This window comes from Mycobacterium sp. NGS27 (assembly GCF_059813005.1).
The window spans coordinates 389,805-412,586 of the sequence record NZ_JCALDT010000006.1; the positions used below are offsets into that span (position 1 = coordinate 389,805).

Here is a 22,782-nt window from a genome sequence, read left to right on the forward strand (position 1 = left end):
TCAGATCGTCCCTTCCGGCAGGCGCCGCAGGTAGGCCTTGCGGCGCTGCGCCAGCTCTGTTTCCCGCTGTTCCTCGCTGACCCTCGGCAGGTGCGGCACCTCGGCGTCGAGCCGGTCCAGCTTGACCACCCGCCCGCGCGCGCCGAGGTCTTCGGCCGGACCGCCCTCGCCGAACTCCGCCATGCGCAAAGTCAAAATGGCTTCCCGCAAGCCGTCGGAGTCGATCCAGTTGGCCACGCCGGGGTCGACGGGCGAGATCACGTAGGTGTACGAGCCGTCCTCGTTGGCGACCGACTGTGCTTTGTTGAGGCTGCCGGTGCGGTCGACGAGATCCAAAGTGGTGCCCCAGATGTTGCTCAGCGGCACGGTGAAGTACTCGGCGCCACCGTCATTCAGGTCGACGACGAACGCCTCGTCGGGGGCGAGGTCGAACCGGCCCATCACGTACACCTGGCTGCGCATCGCGCCGATCTTGTCGGCCGACCAGGCCAGGTTGAAGTGGTTGGCCGGCATCTTGTAGACCCCGTGGCTGAGCTTGCCGGTGAAGTCGGCGAAATAGTCCATCATCGCCGCCGTGGCCTCGGCCTGCTCGTCGAGCGTGCGCGCCGGGGTTGCCGGCAGCCCGCCAAGCCGTTGCACCTCAATGTGATTGGGGTCGTCGCGGTCCCAGTCCAGCAGCACGTCGCGAATGTAGAACTCGTGGGCCTCCGGCGAGGTTTGCACATGGTTCACCCGGCCGTTCGCGGGTTCGGCGTCGACGGTGATGGTGTAGCTGCCGTCGGGCTCGACGTGCATGGTGCGGCCGTTGAGCACGGCGACGGTGCCCATGCGCGCGTCCCACAGCGTGAAGTAGTTCTCGGTCATGCGGTGCTCGCCGACCCGGCCGTGAATCTCGTAGCGTTCGTCCCCGGAGATCGGGATCACCCGGTACACGCTGTCGGGATTGTCGATGCCCCAGCGCGATCCGGGAACGCTTCGGCCGTCCACCGGGTGTGCAAGCCGGGTGATGCAGCTGACCTTCGGCCGCAGCTTGTCCTGATTCGACGACCACACCGCCGCCGAGAACATCACCTCGGCGAAGGCGTCGTCGAACCGTTCGCGCATCGCGTCGGTCGCCTTGGCGCGACCCAGCCAGGTCTCGGCGACCGTGCGGTAGGCGGCCTTGACGGTCGGGTGCTCGATCAGGTCGAGGGCCGCCAGCTCCTGTTCGTGCTGGGAAGCCGTCGCGACCGGATGATCAGGCATGTGTTGTCCCTCCGATGTGCTGTCCGAAACGCTTGTTGTACAACGTGAATCGCTCGTCGACCTGCTCGGGGCGCAGGCCGTAGTTCTCCAGCCCGTAGGGCGGGCGGGGTGCCTCCCGGGGGCGGCGGGCCAGCCAGCGCCGCATCGCTTCCTCGGCCTGCGCGGTGAGCGGCAGGCCGATGGCGTCGTAGACGCGGGCCACCTGGCCGATCGGATCGGCCACCGCGTCGTCGAACCCGATGTCGGTGACCACGGCGCCCTCGTCGGCCCATCCGTCGCGGACCGCCATCGCCCGATCGTTCGTCCAGCCCATCCGCTCCAGCCACTGCGCACCTACCCGGTGCACGTCGACGGTGTCGGCGTGCATCGCGTGCAGGGTCGCGTTCAGGTTGACCCCCGACGCTATCGTGGTGCGCGGGTCACGATGCATGTGCACGATGTGCAGGCCGGGAAACTGCGCGCGCAAGAGATTCAAATAGCCAAGGTGCGCAGGCGATTTGAGCACCCAGCGCCGGCCCCGCACGCCGCGCCGGCGCTTCTGCCACTGGAGGAACTGCAGCATCCGGTGCAGGTAGCCGTAGGCGGGGGAGAAGTCCTGGGCGTCGAGCCAGGTTCGGTACCGCGGCAGGTGCGCGCCCGACTCGGGCACGTGCGACAGGAACGCATCGGCCAGAAAGACGATCTCCTCCTCGGCCTCGCGCGCGTACATCGGGTGGATCGAAAACAATTCGGGCGCCAGGTCGCGCGACTTCGCTTCGCGCGCTTCGCTGATAGCGATGCGCGGATCGGGGGCGTCGGTGAACCGATAGTTCAGCCGCGGCGCGACCTCGACGACCTCCCAGCCGTACGCGCAGACGAAACGCGGGTCGGCGGCCAACAGCCGCTGCAGCAGCGTGGTGCCGCTGCGCATCATCCCGACGACGACGATCGGCGCGGCCACCGCCTCGTCGAGGATCTCCGGGTGGCGGCGGATCCACTCCTGCGCGCGCAGCCGCATCCGCAGGCTGTGCACGATGCCCGAGCGCAGGATGTGCACGCCGACGTTGTTCAGGTCGGCGTGCGCGTAATCGTCGAGCAACACCCGCAGCGGGCCCTCGAATTCGCCCGGGCCCCAATCCGTCAGCTCTTCCTTGCGTTGCGCGTCGGCCAGGACGGCGGCCGTGTCGAACGGGCCGTCGGACGCGCTGGCGGATGCCACGGGTCAGAACTTCAGATGCTGGCTGACGTCGCCGACCTGGTCGACGAACATGGTGCGGCTGTCGAAGCGCCAGGCCCCGTCCACCCGGTGAAACGTGTCCTTGTAGTGCCCGGTCACGATCACCTGCAGCGGCAGGTCATCGGTGGCCTGCGTGACGCAGTAGTAGGAGGTGCTGTGCGCGGTCCCGGCCGCCTCGTCGATGTAGAGCTGCACGTTGGTCGTGTTGTGTTTGGTCTTCGGGGTGCCGTCGTCATAAATCCGCGTGGCCATCTCGTACATCTCCCGCACCCGGGCCGAGCCGGCGAACACCGTCTCCGGCGGCCCGTCCTGGACGCCGCAGATCCGGCCGTACTCGAACAGCCGGGCCACCCCGTCCAGGTCGCCGTCGTCGAGCAGCTGCGCATAGGTGTAGATGAGGTTGCTGATCTCGGTGGCGCTGCCAGTCATGTCGAACCGCCTCGGGAGTCTGCCGCACTGTTCCGCGAACAATGTTGGCAGAACCGGTCCAATTTACATAGAACCGACCACTATTCTTGATCGCCGTGACCATACCGTGGACCCCGAACAGGCTCGGCAACCTGCGCGGCAAACGCGTGATCGTGACCGGAGCGACCAACGGCGTCGGGCTCGGCACGGCGCGCGCGCTCGCCAAGGCCGGCGCGCACGTGATCCTGGCGGTGCGCAACACCGAACTCGGCGAGCAACGCGCGACTGAAATGGGTGGTTCGACCGCCGTGGTCAAGCTCGACCTGGCCGACCTGTCGTCGGTGCGCGCCTTCGCGAACCTGATCGACGAGCCGGTGGACATCCTGATCAACAACGCCGGCGCGCTGACCGACCGGCGCACCGAGACGGTCGACGGCTTCGAGATGACACTGGGCACCAACCTGCTCGGACCGTTCGCGCTGACCAATCTGCTCCTACCCAGGGTGCGTTCGCAGATCATCAACGTCGGATCCGACGCGCACCGCTCGGCGACGCTGCGGCTCGACGACCTGCACTCGCGCCGGCACAAGTGGACGAGGCTGGGCGCGTACGCGCAGTCGAAGCTCGCGGTCATGCTGTGGGGCCTGGAGCTGGACCGCAGGCTGCGCGAGGCCGGATCGCCGATCGTCACGCAGCTCACCCACCCGGGCTGGGTGGCCTCGAACCTGTCGAACCTCGGCGACTCGGCGCTGATGTCGCTGGCCCACAAGGGCGTCAAACTGGTGGCCGACCGGTTGGCCAACGACATCGACGAGGGCGCCGCGCCCACGCTGTACTGCATCAGCGAGCCGATTCCGCCGGGCAGCTACGTCGGGGTCACCGGCAGGTTCGGGCTGCGTGGCGGCCCGGTGCTGATCGGCCGCACGCCGCTGGCCTGCGATTACGACACCGCCGCGCGGCTGGTGGCCTTCGCCGAACGCGAGACCGGCACAACCCTGGAGGTCTAGGCATGGGTGAATTCGACAACACGGTCGCCGTCATCACCGGCGCCGCGCGCGGGCAGGGCCGCAGCCACGCCGTTGCGCTCGCCGAACAGGGCGCCGACGTCATCGCCATCGACATCTGCGCCGATCTCGAGGCGATCCCGTACGCCCTGGGGACCGAATCCGAGCTCGCCGAAACCGTGCGGCTGGTCCAGGCGGCCGGCCGCAAAGCGGTGCCCGTCGCCGCGGACGTCCGCGACCTCAAGGCGCTGCAGGCCGGAGTGCAGGCCGGCGTTGACGAGCTCGGCGACATCGACGTCGTCGTCGCCAACGCCGGGGTGGTGGCCATCGGGTTCACCGACCCCGAGTCCGAACCGGTGTTCAACACGATCGTCGACACCAATCTCAAAGGTGTGTGGCACACGCTGCTGGCGACGGTTCCCTCGATCGTGCGCAAGGGACGGGGCGGCTCGGTGGTGCTGGTCAGCTCATCGCAGGGCCTCACCGGCCGCGGCGGCGACGGCAGCGCGGCGATGTTCGCCTACGCCGCGTCCAAACACGGGGTGGTGGGGCTGATGCGCTCGGCGGCGAATGCCTATGCGCTACACAAGATTCGGGTCAATTCGATCCATCCGAGCGGGGTCGCGACGCCGATGATCCTGAACGATTTCGTGGTGAGCCGGATGCTGGAGAACCCCAACCCGGCGCTGTCGCAGACGCTGCTGCCCGACGTGCCGTTGGTCGAGGCGCAAGACGTCACCGAAGCGGTGCTCTGGCTTGCCGGACCGCGCTCGCGCTACATCACCGGCGCCGCGATACCCGTGGACGCCGGGCACGTCGTCATGTGACGACGGCCGCTGTCAGCCCCGGACGACCTTACCGGCCTTGATGCAGGACGTGCAGACGTTCAAACGCTGCTTGTTGCCGCCCGGACGGGTGACGACGTGCACGGTCTGAACGTTCGGGTCCCACCGGCGGCTGGTGCGGCGGTGGGAGTGCGACACCGACTTACCGAAGCCGGGGCCTTTCCCGCAGATGTCGCACACAGCGGCCATTGTTCAAGCTCCTCAAATCTCGGGGGTCCGGCAATCCGGCCGGGACAGCCCAGGTTCACCCGGGCGCGTACCTGAGGATACCGACTGTGGTGGCAAGCACCAAAACGGTCGCCGCCGCTGTCGCCCCCTCTGGCTAGGCTCGATGCGCTGAATCGGCCCGGGTGGTCACCGGCAGCCGTCGCGGGTGTCGCCGGGCTACGCTGGCGCCCATCGGGTGCTGGGCGTCGAGGTGCGGAGGAGGTGGGTAACCCTGGGCACTGCTGAGACATCGCAGGCTCGTGTCCTGGACGCGATCACGCTGCGCGACTGGGCGCACACCGCCGTCAGCGACCTGATCACGCACATCGACGAGATCAACCGGCTCAACGTCTTCCCAGTCGCCGACTCCGACACCGGCGCCAACATGCTGTTCACCATGCGTTCGGCGCTGGCCGAGGCGAAGGTGGGCGCCGGCGCGGAGGCCGGCTCGACCTGCGCCGCGCGGGCCGCCGCGGCGCTGTCCGCCGGCGCCCTGAACGGCGCCCGCGGCAATTCCGGGGTCATCCTGTCGCAGATCCTGCGCGGCGTCGCCGACGTCACCGCTACCGCGGCGGCCGAGGCCGGCGGTGAGCTGCCTCACATCGACGCCGTCGTCCTGGGTGCCGCGCTGCAGCGCGGCGTGGAGCTGGTGATCAGCTCGATGGGTGGCGACGAGGTTCCCGGGACCATCGTCTCGGTGCTGCGGGCGGCCGCGAACGCCGTCGCCCAGTGCGCCGGGGCCGGGGAGGGGCTCGTGGCGGCGGTCGTCGCGGCCGGCGACGCGGCGGTGGTCGCGCTGGAAAAGACCCCCGAACAACTCGACGTGCTGGCCGACGCCGGTGCCGTGGACGCGGGCGGCCGGGGTTTGCTGGTCCTGCTGGACGCGTTGCGGTCCACGATCACCGGCCAGGCGCCGGCCCGCGCGGTGTACGAGCTGTCGCCGCGAGCGCAGCCGCCGGAGGCGCCCGCGCAGCGCCCGGCGCCCCAGTTCGAGGTCATGTATCGGCTGGACGGCTGCGAGCCCGCGGCGGCGGACGCGCTGCGCGACCGGCTGGGGGAGCTGGGTGATTCGGTCGGCATCGCGTCGGCGCCGTCGTCGGCGCAGCGCACGTACTCGGTCCACGTGCACACCGACGACGCCGGCGCCGCCGTGGAAGCCGGCCTGGCGGCCGGACGGCTCAGCCGCATCGTCATCTCCGCGCTGAGCTCCGGAACCCCCGGGCTGCCCGCAGGCGGATGGACGCGGGAGCGCGCGGTGCTGGCGGTGGTCGACGGCGACGGCGCCGCTGACCTGTTCGCCGGCGAGGGCGCCTGCGTGCTGCAGCGCGAACCGGCCGCGCACGATCCCGTCACCAACATCAGCGCGCACCAGCTGATGCGGGCCGTCGTCGACACCGGCGCCGCCCAGGTGATGGTGCTGCCCAACGGCTACGTGCCGGCCGAGGAACTGGTGGCCGGCTGCACCGCGGCCATCGGCTGGGGGATTGATGTGGTGCCGATCCCGACCGGGTCGATGGTGCAGGGGCTGGCCGCGCTGGCCGTGCACGAAACCGACCGGCAGGCGGTCGACGACGGCTACACGATGGCCCGCGCCGCCGGCGCGGCGCGCCACGGCTCGGTGCGCATCGCCACCGAGAGCGCGTTGACCTGGGCGGGTCGCTGCCGTCCGGGGGACGGCCTGGGCATCGCGGGCGACGAGGTGCTGATCGTGGCCGACGATGCGGTCGGGGCCGCGATCGGTCTGCTCGATCTCCTGCTGGCCTCCGGCGGCGACCTGGTGACGGTGCTGCTCGGCGCCGCCGTCGACTCCGACGGCGACGCGGGCGCGGTCACCGACATCCTGGAAGAGCACATGCACGACCACCACCCCGGGACCGAACTGGTCACCTACCGCACCGGCCACCACGGCGACGCGCTGCTGATCGGGGTCGAGTAGCGATGGTGTCGCTGAGCGACCGGCTGGATTTCGTCGTGGGTGGCAAGGTCGCGGAGCTCCTCGACGAGGTGTTCGGCATCCGCACCGTCGACGACCTGTTGCGCCACTATCCGCGCAGCTACACCGAGGGCGCGAGCCGTTGGAACTCCGACGACGAACGCCCGCCCGCCGGCGAACACGTCACCATCATCGACACGATCGCCGAAACCAAGACGTTCCCGATGAAGAAGACCCCGAAGAAACTGTGCCACCGCATCACCCTCGGCTCCGGGCGAAACAGGGTGACCGCGACGTTCTTCAACGCGAATTACCTGAAAAAGGACCTGACCACGGGCGCCAAGGTGATGCTTTCCGGAGAGGTCGGATTCTTCAACAACGTCATGCAGCTGACACACCCGGCGTTCCTTTTGCTCGACCGCCAGGATGGGAAGAATCGCGGCACCGCCTCGCTCAAGAGCATCGCCAACGCGTCGGGCGCCACCACGGGTGAGGGTATCGCCGACGCCTACGAGCGCCACTTCTTCCCGATCTATCCCGCCAGCGCGAAGCTGCAGAGCTGGACCATCTTCGGTTCCGTGCGCCAGGTGCTCGACGTGCTCGACCCGGTTCCCGATCCGCTGCCCGAAGGCTTGCGCGCAAAATTCGGCCTGGTCTCCGAGGACGAGGCGTTGCGCGACATCCATCTGGCCGAGAGCGAGCCACGGCGCCGACGGGCCCGCGAGCGCCTGACCTTCGACGAAGCCGTCGGCCTGCAGTGGGCGCTGGTGGCCCGCCGTCACGGCGAGCTGTCGGAGTCGGGGCCGCCGGCGCCGCCGCGTCCGGACGGATTGGCCGCAGAACTGTTGAGCCGCTTGCCTTTTGAGCTGACCTTGGGGCAGCGCGAGGTGCTCGGGGTGCTGACCGACGGGCTCGCGGCGAGCCGCCCGCTGAATCGTCTGCTGCAGGGCGAGGTCGGCTCCGGCAAGACGATCGTCTCGGTGCTGGCGATGCTGCAGATGGTCGACGCCGGATATCAGTGCGCGCTGCTGGCGCCAACGGAAGTGCTTGCGGCCCAACATCTCCGGTCGATCCGCGACGTGCTCGGTCCGTTGGCGTTGGCGGGCCAGCTGGGCGGCGCCGACAACGGCACCCGGCTGGCGCTGCTGACCGGCTCGATGACCGCGGCCCAGAAGAAGCAGATCCGCGCCGAGATCGCCGGCGGCGAGGTCGGCGTCGTCATCGGCACCCACGCGCTGCTGCAGGACGCGGTGGAGTTCGACAACCTGGGCATGGTGGTGGTCGACGAACAGCACCGCTTCGGCGTCGAGCAGCGAGATCAGTTGCGGGCCAAGGCCCGTCCCGGGGTGACACCCCACCTGCTGGTGATGACGGCGACGCCCATCCCGCGCACCGTCGCCCTGACCGTCTACGGGGACCTGGAAACCTCGACGCTGCGTGAACTTCCGCGCGGCCGCCAGCCGATCACCAGCAACGTCATCTTCGTCAAGGACAAGCCCGCCTGGCTGAGCAGGGCCTGGCAGCGCATCACCGAGGAGGTGGCCGCCGGCCGCCAGGCCTATGTGGTGGCGCCGCGCATCGACGAGAGCGACGACCCGGGAGACCAGGAGCCGAACGCCAAGGCGCCGGAGACCGCCGAGGGCCTGTACGCCCGGCTGCGCTCGGGCGAGCTGGCGAATGTGCGCCTGGGACTGATGCACGGGCGGCTGTCGGCCGAGGAGAAGGACGCCGCGATGGCGGCCTTCCGGGCCGGAGAGGTCGACGTGTTGGTGTGCACCACCGTCATCGAGGTGGGCGTCGACGTCCCCAACGCCACCGTCATGGTGGTGATGGACGCCGACCGGTTCGGGATCAGTCAGTTGCATCAGCTGCGCGGCCGGATCGGTCGGGGCCAGCATCCCAGTCTGTGCCTGTTCGCGAGCTGGTCCGCGCCGAATTCGCCGGCCGGCCGGCGGCTGCGCGCGGTGGCCGAGACACTGGACGGGTTCGCCCTGGCCGACCTCGACCTCAAGGAACGCCGCGAGGGAGATGTGTTGGGCCGCAACCAGTCCGGTAAGGCGATCACGTTGCGGCTGCTGTCCCTGGCCGACCACCAGGAGTTCATCGAGGCGGCCCGGGATTTCTGCGTGCAGGCCTACGCCGACGACCGTGCGAATCCCGGCTTGGCCGTGCTGGCCGCGCGATTCACCGACACCGACCGCATCGAATACCTGGACAAGTCGTGAACCGCAAGGTGCTGCTGTGGCTGGCCGCGGCCGCGGCGCTCGCGTTGCTGGTGGCCTACCAGACGGTGGGATCCTCGACCGCACGACATTCCGCCGAATACTCCGCGCGCGCCGACGTTCCGACGGTCGCACCGGGCACCGATGTGCTCGGGGGCATCGTCGTGGTGCCCCTGCGCCAGCACCGCTACGACTACCTGCGCTTGGCATTCGGCGACGCCTGGGACGACGACAACGACGCCCCGATGGGCCACAACGGATGCGACACCCGCGACGACATCCTCAACCGCGATCTCGTCGACAAGACCTATGTGTCTACCAAGCGATGTCCGGACGCCGTGGCCACCGGCACGCTGCACGACCCGTATACCAACAAGACCATCGCGTTCCAGCGCGGCCCCAAGGTCGGCGAATCCGTGCAGATCGACCACATCGTCCCGCTCGCCTACGCCTGGGACATGGGCGCCTACGGCTGGCCCGCCACCGAGCGGCTGCGCTTCGCCAACGACCCCGCCAACCTGCTGGCCGTCGACGGGCAGGCCAATCAGGACAAGGGCGATTCGGCGCCGGCGCAATGGATGCCGCCGAACGGGGCATTTGCGTGTCAGTACGCCATGCAGTTCATCGCGGTGCTGCGCGGTTACGCGTTGCCGGTGGATTTGGCGTCGACCGGCGTGCTGCGTCAGGCCGCGACGACCTGCCCGACGGGATAAAGGGTTACGAGCCTTCGTAGGTCTCCGGGTCCGGGCGCAGCCGGGTGCCGTCGTTGAGCCCGTTGATCACGTCCATGTGCTCGTCGGCCAGCTCGAAGTCGAACACATCCAAGTTCGACCCGATGTGCTCGGCATTGGCGGACCGGAAGACGACGGCGTTGCCCAGCTGCAGGTTCCACCGCAGCAGCACCTGCGAGGCGGTCTTGCCGTATTCGCTCGCGACCGAATTCACCGTCGGATTGTCGCTCAGCTTGCCCAGCGCCAACGGCGTGTAGGACTGCGTGAGCACGTTGTGCTCGGCGTTGGTCTTGCGCAGCGCTTCCTGGTTGAGCAGCGGGTGCAGCTCGATCTGGTTGACCGCCGGGGTGACGAAGGTCAGGTCGATGACCGTCGTCAGGAACTCCTCGGTGAAGTTGGAGACGCCGATCGAGCGGGCCTGACCCTCCGCACGGGACTGGATCATGCCGCCGAACGAGTTCACGTAGTTGCCCAGGGCGGGGGCGGGCCAGTGGATCAAATAAAGGTCGACGTAGTCCAGGCCGAGGCGCTCCAGGCTGGCGTTGCATGCGTCCATCGCCCCCTTGAAACCCTGGTCGGGGGTGGCCAGCTTGGTGGTGACGAACAGCTCGGCGCGGGGGATCCCGGAGGCGGCGATCGCGCGCCCGACGGCGGCTTCATTCCCGTAGACCGCGGCGGTGTCGATCAGCCGGCAGCCGACCTCCAGCGCAGCCGATACCGCGCGTTCGGTCTCGTCGTCCGACAACTCCGCGACACCCAGGCCGAGGGCCGGGATCGTGTTTTCGTCGTTGAGAGCAATTGAGGGTAAGGCGGAGCCCGACTCGCCGGCCAATTCATTCACCTGCCTGTGAAATTGAAGGTTCGAGACTGTGCGCCCAGCCGGGTTCCGTCATCGAGCGACCAGGTCGACGCCGTTCGGCGCCGAGTTCGAGGCGCTCGGTTCGATATCGAACACGTCGAAGTTGCTCGCAATCCGATGAAAGCTCACCGACTTGGGGATCACGATATTACCGATCTGTAAAGGCAACCTAATCAACACCTGGACGGGTGTCCATGCGCGCCGTCGGCGGCGGGCGGGCCACCCCGTACAGTTAGTCGCCGATAGGCCCCTGACCAACGGCACCGTTGACCGCCGGTTTGGTGGCCGCCGGGGCCGGCAAGCCTTGAGAGGCGATGGGTGGCGGGGAGCAATAACCGTTCGTCGTCGAGCGTTAGCACGTGTTGGTTGTAAGGGGGTTGTTCATGACCAGGCCTCTGTCAGGCGCGCCGACGGTTCAGTCCGGGGCCGAGCACGCATCGGTGCCGCTGGCCAGTCGCATCCAGGGCGCGCTCACTGGCGTCGGGACCAAGGTCCTGCCCTGGATCCCGACCGCGCTGCGCCGGGGGTTGGTCCGCAGCCGTTCGGTCATCATCGACGGCAACACGCTGGACCCGACCCTGCAGCTGATGTTGTCGGGCCTGCGCGCCGTCGGCATCGACGGGCTGGTCGTCGACGACGACCCCCAGGCGTCGCGCACCCAGCTGCGCGAGCGGATCGTGGGATTGCCCGGTCCGCAGATCCACGTCGACGTCGACGATCTCTCGCTGCCCGGACCGGCCGGCGGGATCGGGGCGCGCCACTACCGTCCGGCCGCTGGCGCGGCGGCGCCTCTGCTGGTCTTCTACCACGGTGGCGGTTGGTCGATCGGTGACCTGGACACCTATGACGCGCTGTGCCGGCTGATCTGTCGTGATGCCGGCATTCACGTGTTGTCGATCGACTACCGGCTAGCCCCCGAACATCCGGCCCCGGCCGCGATCGAGGACGCCTACGCGGCGTTCATTTGGGCATATGAGCACGCGGAGGAGCTCGGCGCGATTCCGGGACGGATCGCGGTAGGCGGGGACAGCGCCGGCGGAAACCTCGCCGCCGTCGTCAGCCAGATAGCGCGCGACGAGAATGGGCCGGCGCCGGCGTTGCAATGGCTGATCTATCCGCGGACCGACTTCACCGCGAAGAACCGGTCGCTGACCCTGTTCTCGCGAGGCTTCGTGCTCACCAAGCGGGACGTCGACTGGTTTGAATCCCAGTACTTGCGGCGTTCGGGTCTGGACCGGACCGATCCGCGAGTGTCGCCGGCGCTGGCCGAATCGCTGACCGGACTGGCGCCCGCGCTGATCGCGGTCGCCGGCTTCGATCCGCTGCGCGACGAAGGCGAGAGCTACGCCGAGGCGCTGCGGGCCGCCGGGATCGCGGTGGACCTGCGGTACCTGGGTTCGCTGACGCATGGCTTCGTCAACCTGTTCCCGCTGGGCGGCGACAGCATGGTGGCCACCAGCGAGCTGATTTCGGCCCTGCGCGCACACCTGAGCCGGGTTTGATTCGTTGAACCGTCGGCGCCGGTAACCTAGAGGCGCTTTGTCCGATCGCTTTGTCCGCACACGGGCGAAGCGACAACTCGTAGCGAAAGATCAGGGAACCTGTGGCCGACAAACCCAAACGTCCCCCACGATTCGACATGAAGTCGGCCTCTGGCGGTAAGTCGAGCCGGCTCGTCCAAATCGGCGGCACCGCGTTCGTGATCATCTTCGCGGTCGCCCTCGTCTTCTACATCGTCACGTCGCATCACAAAAAGGCCGGACCCACCGGCGCCGGCGATACCGTGCGGGTGACGTCGAGCAAGCTGGTCACCCAGCCCGGCAGCAGCAACCCCAAGGCCGTGGTGACGTTCTACGAAGACTTCCTGTGCCCGGCCTGCGGCAACTTCGAGCGCACCTTCGGCCCGACGGTCTCCAGGCTCATCGACATCGGCGCCATCGCCGCCGACTACAACATGGTGTCGATCCTCGACAGCGCCCGCAACCAGAACTATTCGTCACGCGCGGGCGCCGCGGCGCTGTGCGTCGCCGACGAGAGCCAGGACGCGTTCCGCCGGTTCCACTCCGCGCTGTTCAGCACCGACATCCAGCCGAGCGAAACCGGCAAGACCTTCCCGGACAACGCGAGGCTGATCGAGCTCGCCCGCGAGGCGGGAGCGGCGGGCAAGGTGCCAGACTGCATCAACAGCGGCAAGTACCTGTCCAAGGTCACCGGCGAAGCGGCGAACGCGCACATCAACGCCACGCCGACCATCAAGATCAACGGCGACGACTACGACCCCTCCACGCCGGACGCGCTGGTCAACAAGGTCAAAGAAATCGTGGGCAACATTCCGGGCATCGACGGCGCGGTCGCCCCGGCCGCCACGTGACCGGTGCGGTGTCGACTGAAACCGCCGATCCCACCGACCTGACACCGGATCGGTCCTCAGCGCCGCGGGTGCCGGCGCCCAGCGCCTGGTGGGTGCTGATCTCCGGTCTGATCGGCCTGGCCGCGTCGATGACGCTGACGGTCGAGAAGATCGACATCCTGCTCGACCCGTCGTACACGCCGTCCTGCAACATCAACCCGATCCTGTCCTGCGGCTCGGTGATGAGCACCCCCCAGGCGTCGCTGCTGGGCTTCCCCAACCCGCTGCTGGGGCTGGTGGCCTTCACCGTGGTGGTGGTCACGGGGCTGCTGGCGTTGACGAAAGTGGCGTTGCCGCAATGGTATTGGGTGGGGCTGACGATCGGCGTGGCGGTTGGCGCGGTGTTCGTGCACTGGCTGATCTTCCAGAGCCTGTATCGGATCAACGCGCTGTGCCCGTACTGCATGGTGGTGTGGGCGGTCACCATGTCGCTACTGGTGGTGGCCGCCTCGATCGCCTATCGCCCGGTCGCGCAGGACCGGCAGGCCGGTTTCGGCTGGCTGCTTTTCCAATGGCGCTGGTCGGTCGCCGCCCTCTGGTTCACCGCGGTGTTCCTACTGATCATGGCGCGGTTCTGGGACTACTGGTCGACGCTGTTGTAGGTATCAGCAGGTGACCCGGATCATTGGCGGCGCGGCCGGGGGCCGGCGCATCGCGGTCCCGCCGCGCGGTACCAGGCCCACCACCGACCGCGTCCGCGAGTCGCTCTTCAACATCCTGGCCGCCCGCCTCGAGCTGACCGGCCTCACGGTGCTGGACCTCTATGCCGGTTCGGGCGCACTGGGATTGGAGGCGTTGTCGCGCGGCGCAGCCGCCGCACTGTTCGTGGAGTCGGACCCGCGCGCGGGATCGGTGATCGCGCGCAACATCGAAACCCTGGGTCTGCGCGGCGCGACGTTGCGCCGGGCAGCGGTGGCGACCGTGCTGGCGGCCGGGACCGCGGCCGCGTTCGATCTGGTGCTGGCCGACCCGCCCTACGACGTCGACGCCGCCGAGATCGAGGCCGTGCTGGCCTCGTTGGCCGCGCACGGCTGGGTCCACGGGGGCAGCGTTGCCGTAGTGGAGCGGGCGGCCGGTGGTGCGCCGCTGAAGTGGCCGGCCGGCTGGTCGGTGTGGCCGCAACGGGTTTACGGCGACACCCGTCTGGAGCTGGCCGAGCGTCATTGAGGTGGCGTGTACCGTCATTCGTCATGAGCGCCGCTCTCCCCCGCAAGCGGGAGGTGCCCCCACCTCATCGCTTCGCTCTGCATCGTCGTCGGCGCGCGTCATGAGCGCCGCTCTCCCCCGCAAGCGGGAGGTGCCCCCACCTCATCGCTTCGCTCTGCATCGTCGTCGGCGCGCGTCATGAGCGGCGCGGTATGCCCGGGCTCGTTTGACCCGGTGACGTTGGGCCACATCGACGTTTTCGAGCGCGCGTCGGCTCAGTTCGACGAGGTGGTGGTGGCGATCCTGACCAACCCCGCCAAGAAGGGCATGTTCGACCTCGACGAGCGGATCGCGATGATCAACGAGTCGACGACGCACCTGCCCAACCTCCGGGCGGAAGCCGGGCAGGGGCTGGTCGTCGATTTCGTGCGGTCGCGCGGCATGACGGCCATCGTGAAGGGGCTGCGCACCGGCACCGACTTCGAATACGAGCTGCAGATGGCGCAGATGAACAAACACGTCGCGGGCGTGGACACCTTTTTCGTCGCGACCGCCCCGCGCTATTCGTTCGTGTCGTCGTCGCTGGCGAAAGAGGTCGCGATGCTCGGCGGTGACGTGTCGGAGCTGCTGCCCGAACCGGTCAATCGTCGCCTGCGGGAACGGCTTTCGGAACGGTCCTGATCCCGGGCCCGCGAGGTCCTAGGCCGGTCAGTGTTGATGATCGGAAGCATCGGGGGAGCCGCCCATCATGCGCACCATCGGCAGACCGCCGGTCGTGACGAACCGGGCGACCAGGACGACCGCGAGCACCAGGAACCCGATGTTGAGCCAGGTCGTGTAGTTCCATGAGATCGACGCTTCCAACACCATGGCGTTGCGCTGCGCGGGAATGAGATGCGCTGTGCCGAAGATCAATTCGACCAGGTACCCGGCGGCGACCATCGCGGTGTAGAAGGTACCCAGCAGTGTCAGCATCATCCGGGTGCCGTAGTACTTGCGGTAGATGTTGAGGATCGGAAGGATCAACAGGTCGGCGTAGATGAACGCGATGACGCCGCCGAAGCTGATGCCCCCGTTCCACAACACCGCGGCCAGCGGGACATTGCCGATCGAGCAGACGAAGGACACGATCGCCACGATGGGCCCGACGATCGGGCCCCAGATCGCCGCGAGGGTCGGGTGATCGGCCAAAAAGAAGTTCTGCCAGAGGTTTTCGGGTACCCAGGCCGCGATGGCACCGGCGATCAGCAAGCCCAGGACGAGGTCGCGCAGGATGGCGAGCCACTCCATCACGAATACGTGCGAAACCGAGGTGAGGCCCGCCGGCGAGAACAGCCGTCGCCAGAACGAGCCGTCCCCCTGGATGGACATGTCCATGGCGGCGTGGCCTTCCATCGAGCCGGCGATTCCCCTCTCGGCCTGCTCGCGGGCGGCGTCGATGAGCCGCGATCGCACGAACAGGCGGAACAGAACGGCCAGCGCCACGATCATCAGTGGGCCGCCGAGGAATTCGGCCGCGGTGAATTGCCAGCCCATCAGCAGGGCCAAAATGATGCCGAGTTCCACCACCAAATTGGTGGAGCCGATTTCGAACGCCATCGCGGCGGTGAAGTCGGCGCCCTTGCGGAACAGCGATCGGGCCAGCGCCACCGCGGCATACGAGCACGACGACGAAGCCGCGCCCAGCCCCGCCGCGACCGCCAGCGTGCGCGGCCGGTCGTCACCCATCAGCGCCACGATCGTCGAGCGCCGCACGACGGCCTGCACCACCGCCGAGAGGGCGAAGCCGAGGATGAGCGCCCACAGGATTTCCCACGTCATCGACCCCGCGAGCGCCAAAGCGTGCCCGACCGCTGATAGCACCGTCACGTGGTTCCTCCTGCGGGAAGCTTCGAGGGTCGCTGCACCGTGCAGCATACCCCATAGGGGTATAGGAGCGGGCGAACGCGGTGCGCCTCGCGGCGACGGCGCCCGGCAACTGCCGGCACTAATTGACGGCGCGGATAGTGCCGTGGGGCGTCCGCGACCTAGAATCGCTGGCAAATGGCCCGCACGGGCGAATACCCGACACACCGGGCTTGCCACCGCTGTCACAGGGACAACACCAGGCACACTGGTAACAACAAGAGCTTTGCAGACGCCAGGAGGGTATGGCCGTGTATCGAGTCTTTGAGGCGCTGGACGAACTCAGCGCCATCGTGGAAGAAGCCCGTGGCGTTCCGATGACGGCAGGCTGCGTGGTGCCTCGCGGCGACGTGCTGGAACTGATCGACGACATCAAGGACGCGATCCCGGGCGAACTGGACGACGCCCAGGACGTCCTGGATGCGCGCGACTCGATGCTGCAGGACGCCAAGGCGCATTCCGAGTCGATGGTGTCCTCGGCGACCACCGAGTCGGAGTCGATGCTCAACCACGCCCGCTCGGAGGCGGACCGGCTGCTCTCGGACGCGAAATCGCAGGCCGACCGCATGGTGAGCGAGGCGCGGCAGCACAGCGAGCGGATGGTCGGCGAGGCCCGCGAAGAGGCGATACGCATCGCCACGGCGGCCAAGCGAGAGTACGAGGCCAGCGTCAGCCGCGCCCAGGCCGAGGCCGACCGCCTGCTGGAAAACGGCAACATCTCCTACGAGAAGGCCGTGCAAGAGGGCATCAAGGAGCAGCAGCGCCTGGTCTCGCAGAACAGCGTGGTGGAGGCGGCCAACGCGGAGGCCACCCGGCTGATCGACTCGGCGCACGCCGAGGCCGACCGGTTGCGCGGCGAGTGCGACATCTACGTCGACAACAAGCTCGCCGAGTTCGAGGAGTTCCTCAACGGCACCCTGCGGTCGGTGGGGCGCGGTCGTCACCAACTGCGGACGGCGGCCGGAACCCACGACTACGCCGTGCGCTAGCCGTCTCGCGGCCGCTCGTGGGCGGGCGCGCCCTGGAATTATGCGGTCGGCGCCGTAGGATTTCCTACTATGACGCGGCAGCACAGCACACCATCGGCCCGCGGCGCGACGTCACGGCTGGCCGCGCCGATGGCGTTCGACATCACCCGGCTCGGGCGCCGCCCCGGGGCGATGGTGACGTGGCAGAAAACCGTGCCCAGCCCGTCGCGCATCGGGCTGGACATGATCGCGATCGAGGCGGACGCCCCACTTGAGCTGGACTTACAGATTCAGTCGGTGTCCGAGGGCGTTTTGGTGACCGGGACGGTCAGCGCGCCCACGGTCGGCGAGTGCTCGCGTTGCCTGACCAAGCTCGACGGTCACGTGCAAGTGCAGCTCACGGAGCTGTTCGCCTACCCGGACAGCACGACCGAGGCGACCACCGAGGAAGACGAGGTGGGCCACATCGTCGACAACGTCATCGACCTCGAGCAGTCCATCGTCGACGCCGTGGGACTCGAGCTTCCGTTCTCGCCCGTGTGCACCCCGGGCTGCCCGGGGCTGTGCCCCGAATGCGGTGTTTCGCTGGCCGCCGAGCCGGCCCATCAGCACGATCGCATCGATCCACGGTGGGCCAAGTTGGCGGGGATGTTCAGCGCCGAGTCGGACGAGCCGCGGGGTAAGCGGTGAGTTCACGGCACGCGCTGCTCGACGCCCTCGGGGTTGAGCTGTCGGAGGAACTGCTGTCCCTGGCGCTGACGCATCGCAGCTACGCGTACGAACACGGGGGCCTGCCGACCAACGAACGCCTGGAATTCCTGGGCGACGCCGTGCTGGGCCTGACCATCACCGACGAGCTGTATCACCGCCATCCCGACCGCACCGAGGGTGACCTGGCCAAGCTGCGCGCCAGCGTGGTCAACACCCAGGCGCTGGCCGACGTCGCGCGCAAGCTGTGCGACGGGGGACTCGGCGTCCATCTGCTGCTGGGGCGTGGGGAAGCCAACACCGGCGGTGCCGATAAGTCGAGCATCCTGGCCGACGGCATGGAATCGCTGCTGGGCGCGATTTACCTCGATCACGGCATCGACGTTGCGCGCGACGTGATTCTGCGGTTGTTCGGCCCGCTACTGGATGCGGCGCCGACCCTCGGGGCCGGGCTGGACTGGAAGACCAGCCTGCAGGAACTGACCGCGGCGCGCGGCATGGGCGCGCCGTCCTACCTCGTCACCTCCACCGGGCCCGACCACGACAAGGAATTCACCGCGGTGGTCGTGGTGGCGGAAACCGAATACGGCACGGGTGTCGGCCGCTCCAAGAAGGAGGCCGAGCAGAAGGCCGCGGCCGCCACCTGGAAGACGCTCGACGTGCTGGACCCCGCGGGGACGACGTCCAACTAGATGGCGCCCGCCTAGATGCCCGAACTGCCCGAAGTCGAGGTGGTGCGCCGCGGCCTGCACGCCCACGTCGTCGGCAAGACGATCGCCGCAGTGCGGGTGCATCATCCGCGCGCGGTGCGCCGGCACGAAGCGGGGCCCGCGGACCTCACCGCCCGGTTGCTGAACGCGCGGATCACCGGCACCGATCGCCGCGGCAAATACCTGTGGCTGCTGCTCGACACGGAACCCGCTGGGCAGCAATCGGATACGGCGTTGGTGGTCCACCTCGGCATGAGCGGGCAGATGCTGCTGGGTGGGGGTACCCCCAGCCGCGAAGCGGCGAGGGGGAAGGTCCCGCGCGCCGAGCACGTCCGGATCTCCGCGCTGCTCGACGACGGGACCGTGCTGAGTTTCGCCGACCAGCGCACCTTCGGTGGGTGGATGCTCGCCGATCTGGTCGAGGTGGACGGCAGCGTGGTGCCGGAGCCGGTCGCGCATCTGGCGCGTGACCCCCTGGACCCCCGATTCGACGCGGACGCGGTGGTAAAAGTGTTGCGGCGCAAGCATTCCGAGATCAAGCGCCAGCTTCTCGACCAGCAGGTGATATCTGGCATCGGCAACATCTACGCCGACGAGGCGCTGTGGCGGGCCAAACTCAACGGCGCGCGGATCGCCGACACGCTGAGCCGCAAGCAGTTGACCGCCGTGCTGGACGCGGCCGCCGACGTGATGCGCGATGCGCTGGACAAGGGCGGGACGTCGTTTGATTCGCTCTACGTCAACGTCAACGGCGAATCGGGATACTTCGACCGGTCGCTGGACGCCTACGGCAGGGACGGTGAAGCCTGCCGCCGCTGCGGCGCGGTGATGCGCCGCGAGAAGTTCATGAACCGTTCCTCGTTCTACTGTCCCAAATGCCAACCGCGACCGCGTGGTTGAGCGATTTTCTGGCGCGGCGACTCACTCGAAGATGTCGCGGCGCAGCGTGCCGGCGGGCAAGGTCGGGTCCACGAACCACTCGTGGCGAAACAGCGCACCGAACACCTGGGGCGGCAACCGGAGCAGTAACCCGAACGCCCGCGCGGCCAGGCCGGAATCGCCGATCTGAGAGCGGTGGGCCGCCAGCGCATCTCGCTTCTGGCGCGCGAAGCGAAAGACGTTGACTCGATGGGTGATCGTCGCGCGCGGAGCGTATGCGCCGCGGACGACGTCCCGCTCGTACGGACCGGGAAGCCGCAACAGGTGCGCGATATCGCTGACGCGGACCAGCATTTCGCGCGGCATGGTCACCTCGAGCACCCGCGGGGTGGCGGCGAGTTCGGCGGCACGCTTGCCGACGTAGTGGACCTGAACATGGTCGCGGTGGCCGTAGCCGCCGTTCGGCTGGTAGCTGATCAGCAGGTCGGCACGTTCGTCGCGCAGGATGGCGGCCAATCGACCGGCCGCCTCGTCGACATCCGCACGCCCGAACCGGACGCGCCCGGGCGGATCCGGGTAGAACAGCGGACCGTAGCCGCTGTCGGCATACCCGAGGCACTCCACCCGCTGTGCCCCGAGAACCCTTGCACTCGAACGCAATTCGTCGATGCGATGGCTTTCGTCGTCGTTGTGGACGCGCCCGTCGGTCGCCGTGACCACGACCACCCGGTGCCCCGCGGCGGCCGCCCGCGCCAGCGTGCCGCCGGTGAGCACGACCTCGTCGTCGGGGTGGGCGTGGAATGCGACCAGGGTGGCCATGCAATGCAGTATGCCTGTGCGCCAAAGTCGCGGCGCCCGGTAGAAATGAGCCATGGCCGAACTGTGGGTGGAACGCACCGGAACTCGTCGCTACACCGGGTACAGCTCACGTGGTGCCCAGGTGCTGGTCGGCTCCGAGGACGTCGACGGCGTCTTCACCCCCGGTGAGCTGCTCAAGATCGCGCTCGCGGCGTGCAGCGGGATGTCCAGCGACCTGCCGCTGGCCCGCCGGCTGGGCGACGACTACAAGGCGGTCATCAGGGTCTCCGGCGCCGCCGACCGCGAACAGGAGCGCTATCCGCTGCTCGAGGAGACCCTGGAGCTGGACCTGTCGGGCCTGGCCGACGATGAGAAGGAGCGCCTGCTGGTCGTGGTCAACCGGGCCATCGACCAGGTCTGCACCGTCGGGCGCACACTCAAGTCCGGTACCACCGTCAACTTCGAGGTCAGCGATGCCGGAGCCTGACACCCGGCTCACCGCCTGGGTGCACGGCCGGGTCCAGGGCGTGGGTTTCCGGTGGTGGACGCGTTGCCGGGCGCTGGAGCTGGGCCTCACCGGTTACGCGGCCAACCAGGACGACGGCCGCGTCCTGGTGGTCGCCCAGGGGCCGCGGGCGGCCGGGGAGAAGCTACTGCACCTGCTGGAAGGTGGCACGGCGTGGCCGTCGCGGCCCGGGCACGTCGACAAGGTGGTGGCCGACTGGTCGCAGCCGCAGGAGCGGTTCGAGGGCTTCGTCGAGCGTTGAGGCGCGCCGCGGCCGCAGCGTCACATCAGTCACGCCAGCACCGGCGCAGGGTTCGACGGAAGCCGGCTTAACAACCCGTAAGCGCCATCGACCCGTGGCTCATGTGACCACTGTGACCAGTGCGTCGACCAGGCAAACCGCGGTCCTTTTTCGGGCGAGCCGACACCCCTCGGTGCAGCCGCCGGGGGCGATTCGAGCGGTAGTCTGGCTCGCCGTGTACCTCAAGAGTCTGACGCTGAAGGGCTTCAAGTCCTTCGCCTCGCCGACGACTCTGCGTTTCGAACCGGGCATCACCGCCGTCGTGGGGCCCAACGGGTCCGGAAAGTCCAACGTGGTCGACGCGCTGGCCTGGGTCATGGGGGAGCAGGGGGCCAAGACGCTGCGCGGCGGCAAGATGGAAGACGTCATCTTCGCCGGGACCTCGTCGCGGGCCCCGCTGGGCCGCGCCGAGGTCACCGTCACCATCGACAACTCCGACAACGCGCTGCCCATCGAGTACTCCGAGGTGTCCATCACCCGGCGGATGTTCCGCGACGGCGCCAGCGAATACGAAATCAACGGCAGCAGTTGCCGTTTGATGGATGTTCAAGAACTGCTGAGCGACTCCGGGATCGGCCGGGAGATGCACGTCATCGTCGGGCAGGGCAAGCTCGACGAGATCCTGCAATCGCGGCCCGAGGACCGTCGCGCCTTCATCGAAGAAGCGGCCGGGGTGCTCAAGCACCGCAAGCGCAAGGAGAAAGCCCTCCGCAAACTCGACGCGATGTCGGCGAACCTGGCCCGGCTGACCGACCTGACCACCGAGCTGCGCCGCCAGCTCAAACCGCTGGGCCGCCAGGCCGAGGTGGCCCGCCGAGCCCAGACGATCCAGGCCGACCTGCGCGACGCCCGGCTGCGGCTGGCCGCCGACGACCTGGTCAACCGGCAGGGCGAGCGCGAGGCCATCTTCGAGGCCGAGGCCGCCATGCGCCGCGAACACGACCAGGCCTCCGCGCGGCTGGCGGAGGCGTCCGCCGAGCTGACCACGCACGAAACGGCCGTCGGCGAACTCTCGAGCCGGGCCGAGTCGGTTCAGCAGACCTGGTTCGCGCTGTCCGCGCTGGCCGAACGGGTCGCCGCGACCGTGCGCATCGCCAGCGAGCGGGCGCAGCACCTGGATGTCGAGCCGCTTGCCACCGGCGACACCGACCCCGACGCGCTGGAAGCCGAGGCCGAGCGGGTCGCGGTCGCCGAGCGCCAGCTGCTCGCCGATCTGGCCGGCGCGCGCACCCGGCTGGACGGCGCCCGCGCCGAATTGGCCGAGCGGGAGCGCGAGGCCGCCGAGGCCGATCGGGCACACATGGCGGCGGTGCGCGCGGAGGCGGATCGGCGAGAAGGCTTGGCGCGCTTGGCCGGTCAGGTGGAGACGATGCGGGCGCGGGTCGAGTCGATCGACGACAGCGTGTCGCGCCTGTCCGAGCGCATCGAGCAGGCCGCCGCCCGCGCGCAGCAGGCCAAGGTGGAATTCGAGACCGTCCAGGGCCGCGTCGGTGAACTCGATCAGGGCGAGGTCGGCCTGGACGAACACCACGAGCGCACGGTCGCGGCGTTGCGGCTCGCCGATGAGCGGGTGGCCGAGCTGCAGTCCGCCGAGCGAGACGCCGAACGCCAGGTGGCCTCGCTGCGGGCCCGCATCGACGCGCTCGCGATCGGGCTGGAGCGCAAGGACGGCGCGGCCTGGCTCACCCAAAACCACGGCGGCACAGGTCTTTTGGGGCCGATGGCCAAACTGGTCAAGGTCCGCCCCGGCTACGAGGCGGCGCTGGCCGCGGTGCTGGGATC

The 22,782-nt window shown here is 68.6% G+C and carries 24 protein-coding genes; 17 read left to right on the forward strand and 7 right to left on the reverse strand.

What is annotated here, in order from left to right:
* Genes AC5Y30_RS18920 through AC5Y30_RS18930 form a run of 3 tightly spaced genes read right to left on the reverse strand, consistent with a single transcriptional unit; the run spans position 1 to position 2,890 of the window.
* Positions 1–1,245: a hypothetical protein gene (locus AC5Y30_RS18920; RefSeq protein ID WP_499920176.1), complete on the reverse strand. Its 1,245-nt coding sequence runs from the start codon at positions 1,243–1,245 to the stop codon at positions 1–3.
* Positions 1,238–2,443: a sulfotransferase family protein gene (locus AC5Y30_RS18925; protein WP_499920177.1), complete on the reverse strand. Its 1,206-nt coding sequence runs from the start codon at positions 2,441–2,443 to the stop codon at positions 1,238–1,240. Before AC5Y30_RS18925 ends, AC5Y30_RS18920 begins: the two co-directional genes overlap by 8 nt.
* A gap of 3 nt (positions 2,444–2,446) precedes the next feature.
* Positions 2,447–2,890 (reverse strand): nuclear transport factor 2 family protein, encoded by a 444-nt coding sequence (locus tag AC5Y30_RS18930; protein WP_499920178.1) that lies wholly within the window; start codon positions 2,888–2,890, stop codon positions 2,447–2,449.
* A 95-nt stretch (positions 2,891–2,985) separates the two neighbouring features.
* Between AC5Y30_RS18930 and AC5Y30_RS18935 the strand changes: the two genes are divergently transcribed.
* Both AC5Y30_RS18935 and AC5Y30_RS18940 read left to right on the forward strand, forming a co-directional pair.
* Positions 2,986–3,876, forward strand: coding sequence for an SDR family NAD(P)-dependent oxidoreductase (locus tag AC5Y30_RS18935; protein ID WP_499920179.1), 891 nt, complete (start codon positions 2,986–2,988; stop codon positions 3,874–3,876).
* Positions 3,877–3,878: 2 nt separating this feature from the next.
* On the forward strand, positions 3,879–4,700 hold the full coding sequence (locus tag AC5Y30_RS18940) for a mycofactocin-coupled SDR family oxidoreductase (protein ID WP_499920180.1): 822 nt from the start codon (positions 3,879–3,881) through the stop codon (positions 4,698–4,700).
* A 12-nt stretch (positions 4,701–4,712) separates the two neighbouring features.
* Here AC5Y30_RS18940 and rpmB read toward each other — a convergent pair whose 3' ends face one another.
* Positions 4,713–4,907 (reverse strand): 50S ribosomal protein L28, encoded by a 195-nt coding sequence (rpmB, locus tag AC5Y30_RS18945; RefSeq protein WP_046185726.1) that lies wholly within the window; start codon positions 4,905–4,907, stop codon positions 4,713–4,715.
* 250 nt (positions 4,908–5,157) lie between these two features.
* On the opposite strand from rpmB, the gene AC5Y30_RS18950 reads away from it, so the two are divergent.
* Genes AC5Y30_RS18950 through AC5Y30_RS18960 form a run of 3 tightly spaced genes read left to right on the forward strand, consistent with a single transcriptional unit; the run spans position 5,158 to position 9,793 of the window.
* Positions 5,158–6,861: a DAK2 domain-containing protein gene (locus tag AC5Y30_RS18950; protein WP_499920238.1), complete on the forward strand. Its 1,704-nt coding sequence runs from the start codon at positions 5,158–5,160 to the stop codon at positions 6,859–6,861.
* Positions 6,862–6,863: 2 nt separating this feature from the next.
* A complete protein-coding gene (gene recG, locus AC5Y30_RS18955) occupies positions 6,864–9,083 on the forward strand; it encodes an ATP-dependent DNA helicase RecG (protein WP_499920181.1) in 2,220 nt (739 codons plus the stop codon).
* Positions 9,080–9,793 (forward strand): HNH endonuclease family protein, encoded by a 714-nt coding sequence (locus AC5Y30_RS18960; RefSeq protein WP_499920182.1) that lies wholly within the window; start codon positions 9,080–9,082, stop codon positions 9,791–9,793. Before recG ends, AC5Y30_RS18960 begins: the two co-directional genes overlap by 4 nt.
* 4 nt (positions 9,794–9,797) lie before the next feature.
* On the opposite strand, the gene AC5Y30_RS18965 is transcribed toward AC5Y30_RS18960, so the two are convergent.
* Entirely contained in the window at positions 9,798–10,643 is an 846-nt protein-coding gene (locus AC5Y30_RS18965) for an aldo/keto reductase (protein WP_499920239.1), read from the reverse strand.
* A gap of 410 nt (positions 10,644–11,053) precedes the next feature.
* Between AC5Y30_RS18965 and AC5Y30_RS18970 the strand changes: the two genes are divergently transcribed.
* The 5 genes from AC5Y30_RS18970 to coaD all read left to right on the forward strand — a co-directional run bounded on the left by AC5Y30_RS18970 (position 11,054) and on the right by coaD (position 14,907).
* On the forward strand, positions 11,054–12,172 hold the full coding sequence (locus tag AC5Y30_RS18970; protein WP_499920183.1) for an alpha/beta hydrolase: 1,119 nt from the start codon (positions 11,054–11,056) through the stop codon (positions 12,170–12,172).
* A 101-nt stretch (positions 12,173–12,273) separates the two neighbouring features.
* Positions 12,274–13,041 carry a DsbA family protein gene (locus AC5Y30_RS18975; protein ID WP_499920184.1) on the forward strand — a complete coding sequence of 256 codons (768 nt, stop codon included), beginning with the start codon at positions 12,274–12,276 and terminating at the stop codon, positions 13,039–13,041.
* On the forward strand, positions 13,038–13,682 hold the full coding sequence (locus AC5Y30_RS18980; protein ID WP_499920185.1) for a vitamin K epoxide reductase family protein: 645 nt from the start codon (positions 13,038–13,040) through the stop codon (positions 13,680–13,682). Before AC5Y30_RS18975 ends, AC5Y30_RS18980 begins: the two co-directional genes overlap by 4 nt.
* A 10-nt stretch (positions 13,683–13,692) precedes the next feature.
* Positions 13,693–14,247: a 16S rRNA (guanine(966)-N(2))-methyltransferase RsmD gene (rsmD, locus tag AC5Y30_RS18985; protein ID WP_499920186.1), complete on the forward strand. Its 555-nt coding sequence runs from the start codon at positions 13,693–13,695 to the stop codon at positions 14,245–14,247.
* A 177-nt stretch (positions 14,248–14,424) separates the two neighbouring features.
* The gene (gene coaD, locus AC5Y30_RS18990; protein WP_067347941.1) at positions 14,425–14,907 is read left to right on the forward strand and encodes a pantetheine-phosphate adenylyltransferase; all 483 of its coding nucleotides are present in this window, start codon (positions 14,425–14,427) and stop codon (positions 14,905–14,907) included.
* A 27-nt stretch (positions 14,908–14,934) separates the two neighbouring features.
* On the opposite strand, the gene AC5Y30_RS18995 is transcribed toward coaD, so the two are convergent.
* A complete protein-coding gene (locus AC5Y30_RS18995; RefSeq protein ID WP_499920187.1) occupies positions 14,935–16,143 on the reverse strand; it encodes a permease in 1,209 nt (402 codons plus the stop codon).
* Positions 16,144–16,382: 239 nt separating this feature from the next.
* Between AC5Y30_RS18995 and sepIVA the strand changes: the two genes are divergently transcribed.
* The 4 genes from sepIVA (at position 16,383) to mutM (ending at position 19,417) form a co-directional block, all read left to right on the forward strand.
* Positions 16,383–17,120 (forward strand): cell division protein SepIVA, encoded by a 738-nt coding sequence (gene sepIVA / locus AC5Y30_RS19000; protein WP_499920240.1) that lies wholly within the window; start codon positions 16,383–16,385, stop codon positions 17,118–17,120.
* 69 nt (positions 17,121–17,189) lie between these two features.
* Positions 17,190–17,789, forward strand: coding sequence for a YceD family protein (locus tag AC5Y30_RS19005; RefSeq protein WP_499920188.1), 600 nt, complete (start codon positions 17,190–17,192; stop codon positions 17,787–17,789).
* Positions 17,786–18,499: a ribonuclease III gene (rnc, locus tag AC5Y30_RS19010; RefSeq protein ID WP_499920189.1), complete on the forward strand. Its 714-nt coding sequence runs from the start codon at positions 17,786–17,788 to the stop codon at positions 18,497–18,499. The genes AC5Y30_RS19005 and rnc overlap by 4 nt, the downstream gene beginning before the upstream one ends.
* A gap of 15 nt (positions 18,500–18,514) precedes the next feature.
* A complete protein-coding gene (gene mutM / locus AC5Y30_RS19015; protein WP_499920190.1) occupies positions 18,515–19,417 on the forward strand; it encodes a DNA-formamidopyrimidine glycosylase in 903 nt (300 codons plus the stop codon).
* A 21-nt stretch (positions 19,418–19,438) separates the two neighbouring features.
* Here the strand turns inward: mutM and AC5Y30_RS19020 are convergent, their stop codons facing one another.
* Positions 19,439–20,215, reverse strand: a complete 777-nt coding sequence (locus AC5Y30_RS19020; protein WP_499920191.1) for a PIG-L deacetylase family protein — start codon at positions 20,213–20,215, stop codon at positions 19,439–19,441.
* A gap of 52 nt (positions 20,216–20,267) precedes the next feature.
* On the opposite strand from AC5Y30_RS19020, the gene AC5Y30_RS19025 reads away from it, so the two are divergent.
* The 3 genes from AC5Y30_RS19025 to smc form a co-directional block, all read left to right on the forward strand.
* A complete protein-coding gene (locus AC5Y30_RS19025) occupies positions 20,268–20,681 on the forward strand; it encodes an OsmC family protein (RefSeq protein ID WP_499920192.1) in 414 nt (137 codons plus the stop codon).
* Positions 20,668–20,961 carry an acylphosphatase gene (locus AC5Y30_RS19030; protein WP_499920193.1) on the forward strand — a complete coding sequence of 98 codons (294 nt, stop codon included), beginning with the start codon at positions 20,668–20,670 and terminating at the stop codon, positions 20,959–20,961. The genes AC5Y30_RS19025 and AC5Y30_RS19030 overlap by 14 nt, the downstream gene beginning before the upstream one ends.
* A gap of 214 nt (positions 20,962–21,175) precedes the next feature.
* A partial coding sequence (gene smc, locus AC5Y30_RS19035) for a chromosome segregation protein SMC (RefSeq protein WP_499920194.1) occupies positions 21,176–22,782 on the forward strand: 1,607 nt, incomplete at its 3' end.

Bases quoted from the DNA above. Each gene is read 5' to 3' on its own strand.
- AC5Y30_RS18920 (WP_499920176.1), bottom strand. From the start codon at position 1,245: ATGCCTGATCATCCGGTCGCGACGGCTTCCCAGCACGAACAGGAGCTG.
- AC5Y30_RS18930 (WP_499920178.1), bottom strand. From the start codon at position 2,890: ATGACTGGCAGCGCCACCGAGATCAGCAACCTCATCTACACCTATGCG.
- AC5Y30_RS18940 (WP_499920180.1), top strand. From the start codon at position 3,879: ATGGGTGAATTCGACAACACGGTCGCCGTCATCACCGGCGCCGCGCGC.
- rpmB (WP_046185726.1), bottom strand. From the start codon at position 4,907: ATGGCCGCTGTGTGCGACATCTGCGGGAAAGGCCCCGGCTTCGGTAAG.
- recG (WP_499920181.1), top strand. From the start codon at position 6,864: ATGGTGTCGCTGAGCGACCGGCTGGATTTCGTCGTGGGTGGCAAGGTC.
- AC5Y30_RS18970 (WP_499920183.1), top strand. From the start codon at position 11,054: ATGACCAGGCCTCTGTCAGGCGCGCCGACGGTTCAGTCCGGGGCCGAG.
- coaD (WP_067347941.1), top strand. From the start codon at position 14,425: ATGAGCGGCGCGGTATGCCCGGGCTCGTTTGACCCGGTGACGTTGGGC.
- AC5Y30_RS18995 (WP_499920187.1), bottom strand. From the start codon at position 16,143: ATGCTGCACGGTGCAGCGACCCTCGAAGCTTCCCGCAGGAGGAACCAC.
- AC5Y30_RS19005 (WP_499920188.1), top strand. From the start codon at position 17,190: ATGACGCGGCAGCACAGCACACCATCGGCCCGCGGCGCGACGTCACGG.
- mutM (WP_499920190.1), top strand. From the start codon at position 18,515: ATGCCCGAACTGCCCGAAGTCGAGGTGGTGCGCCGCGGCCTGCACGCC.
- AC5Y30_RS19020 (WP_499920191.1), bottom strand. From the start codon at position 20,215: ATGGCCACCCTGGTCGCATTCCACGCCCACCCCGACGACGAGGTCGTG.
- AC5Y30_RS19025 (WP_499920192.1), top strand. From the start codon at position 20,268: ATGGCCGAACTGTGGGTGGAACGCACCGGAACTCGTCGCTACACCGGG.
- AC5Y30_RS19030 (WP_499920193.1), top strand. From the start codon at position 20,668: ATGCCGGAGCCTGACACCCGGCTCACCGCCTGGGTGCACGGCCGGGTC.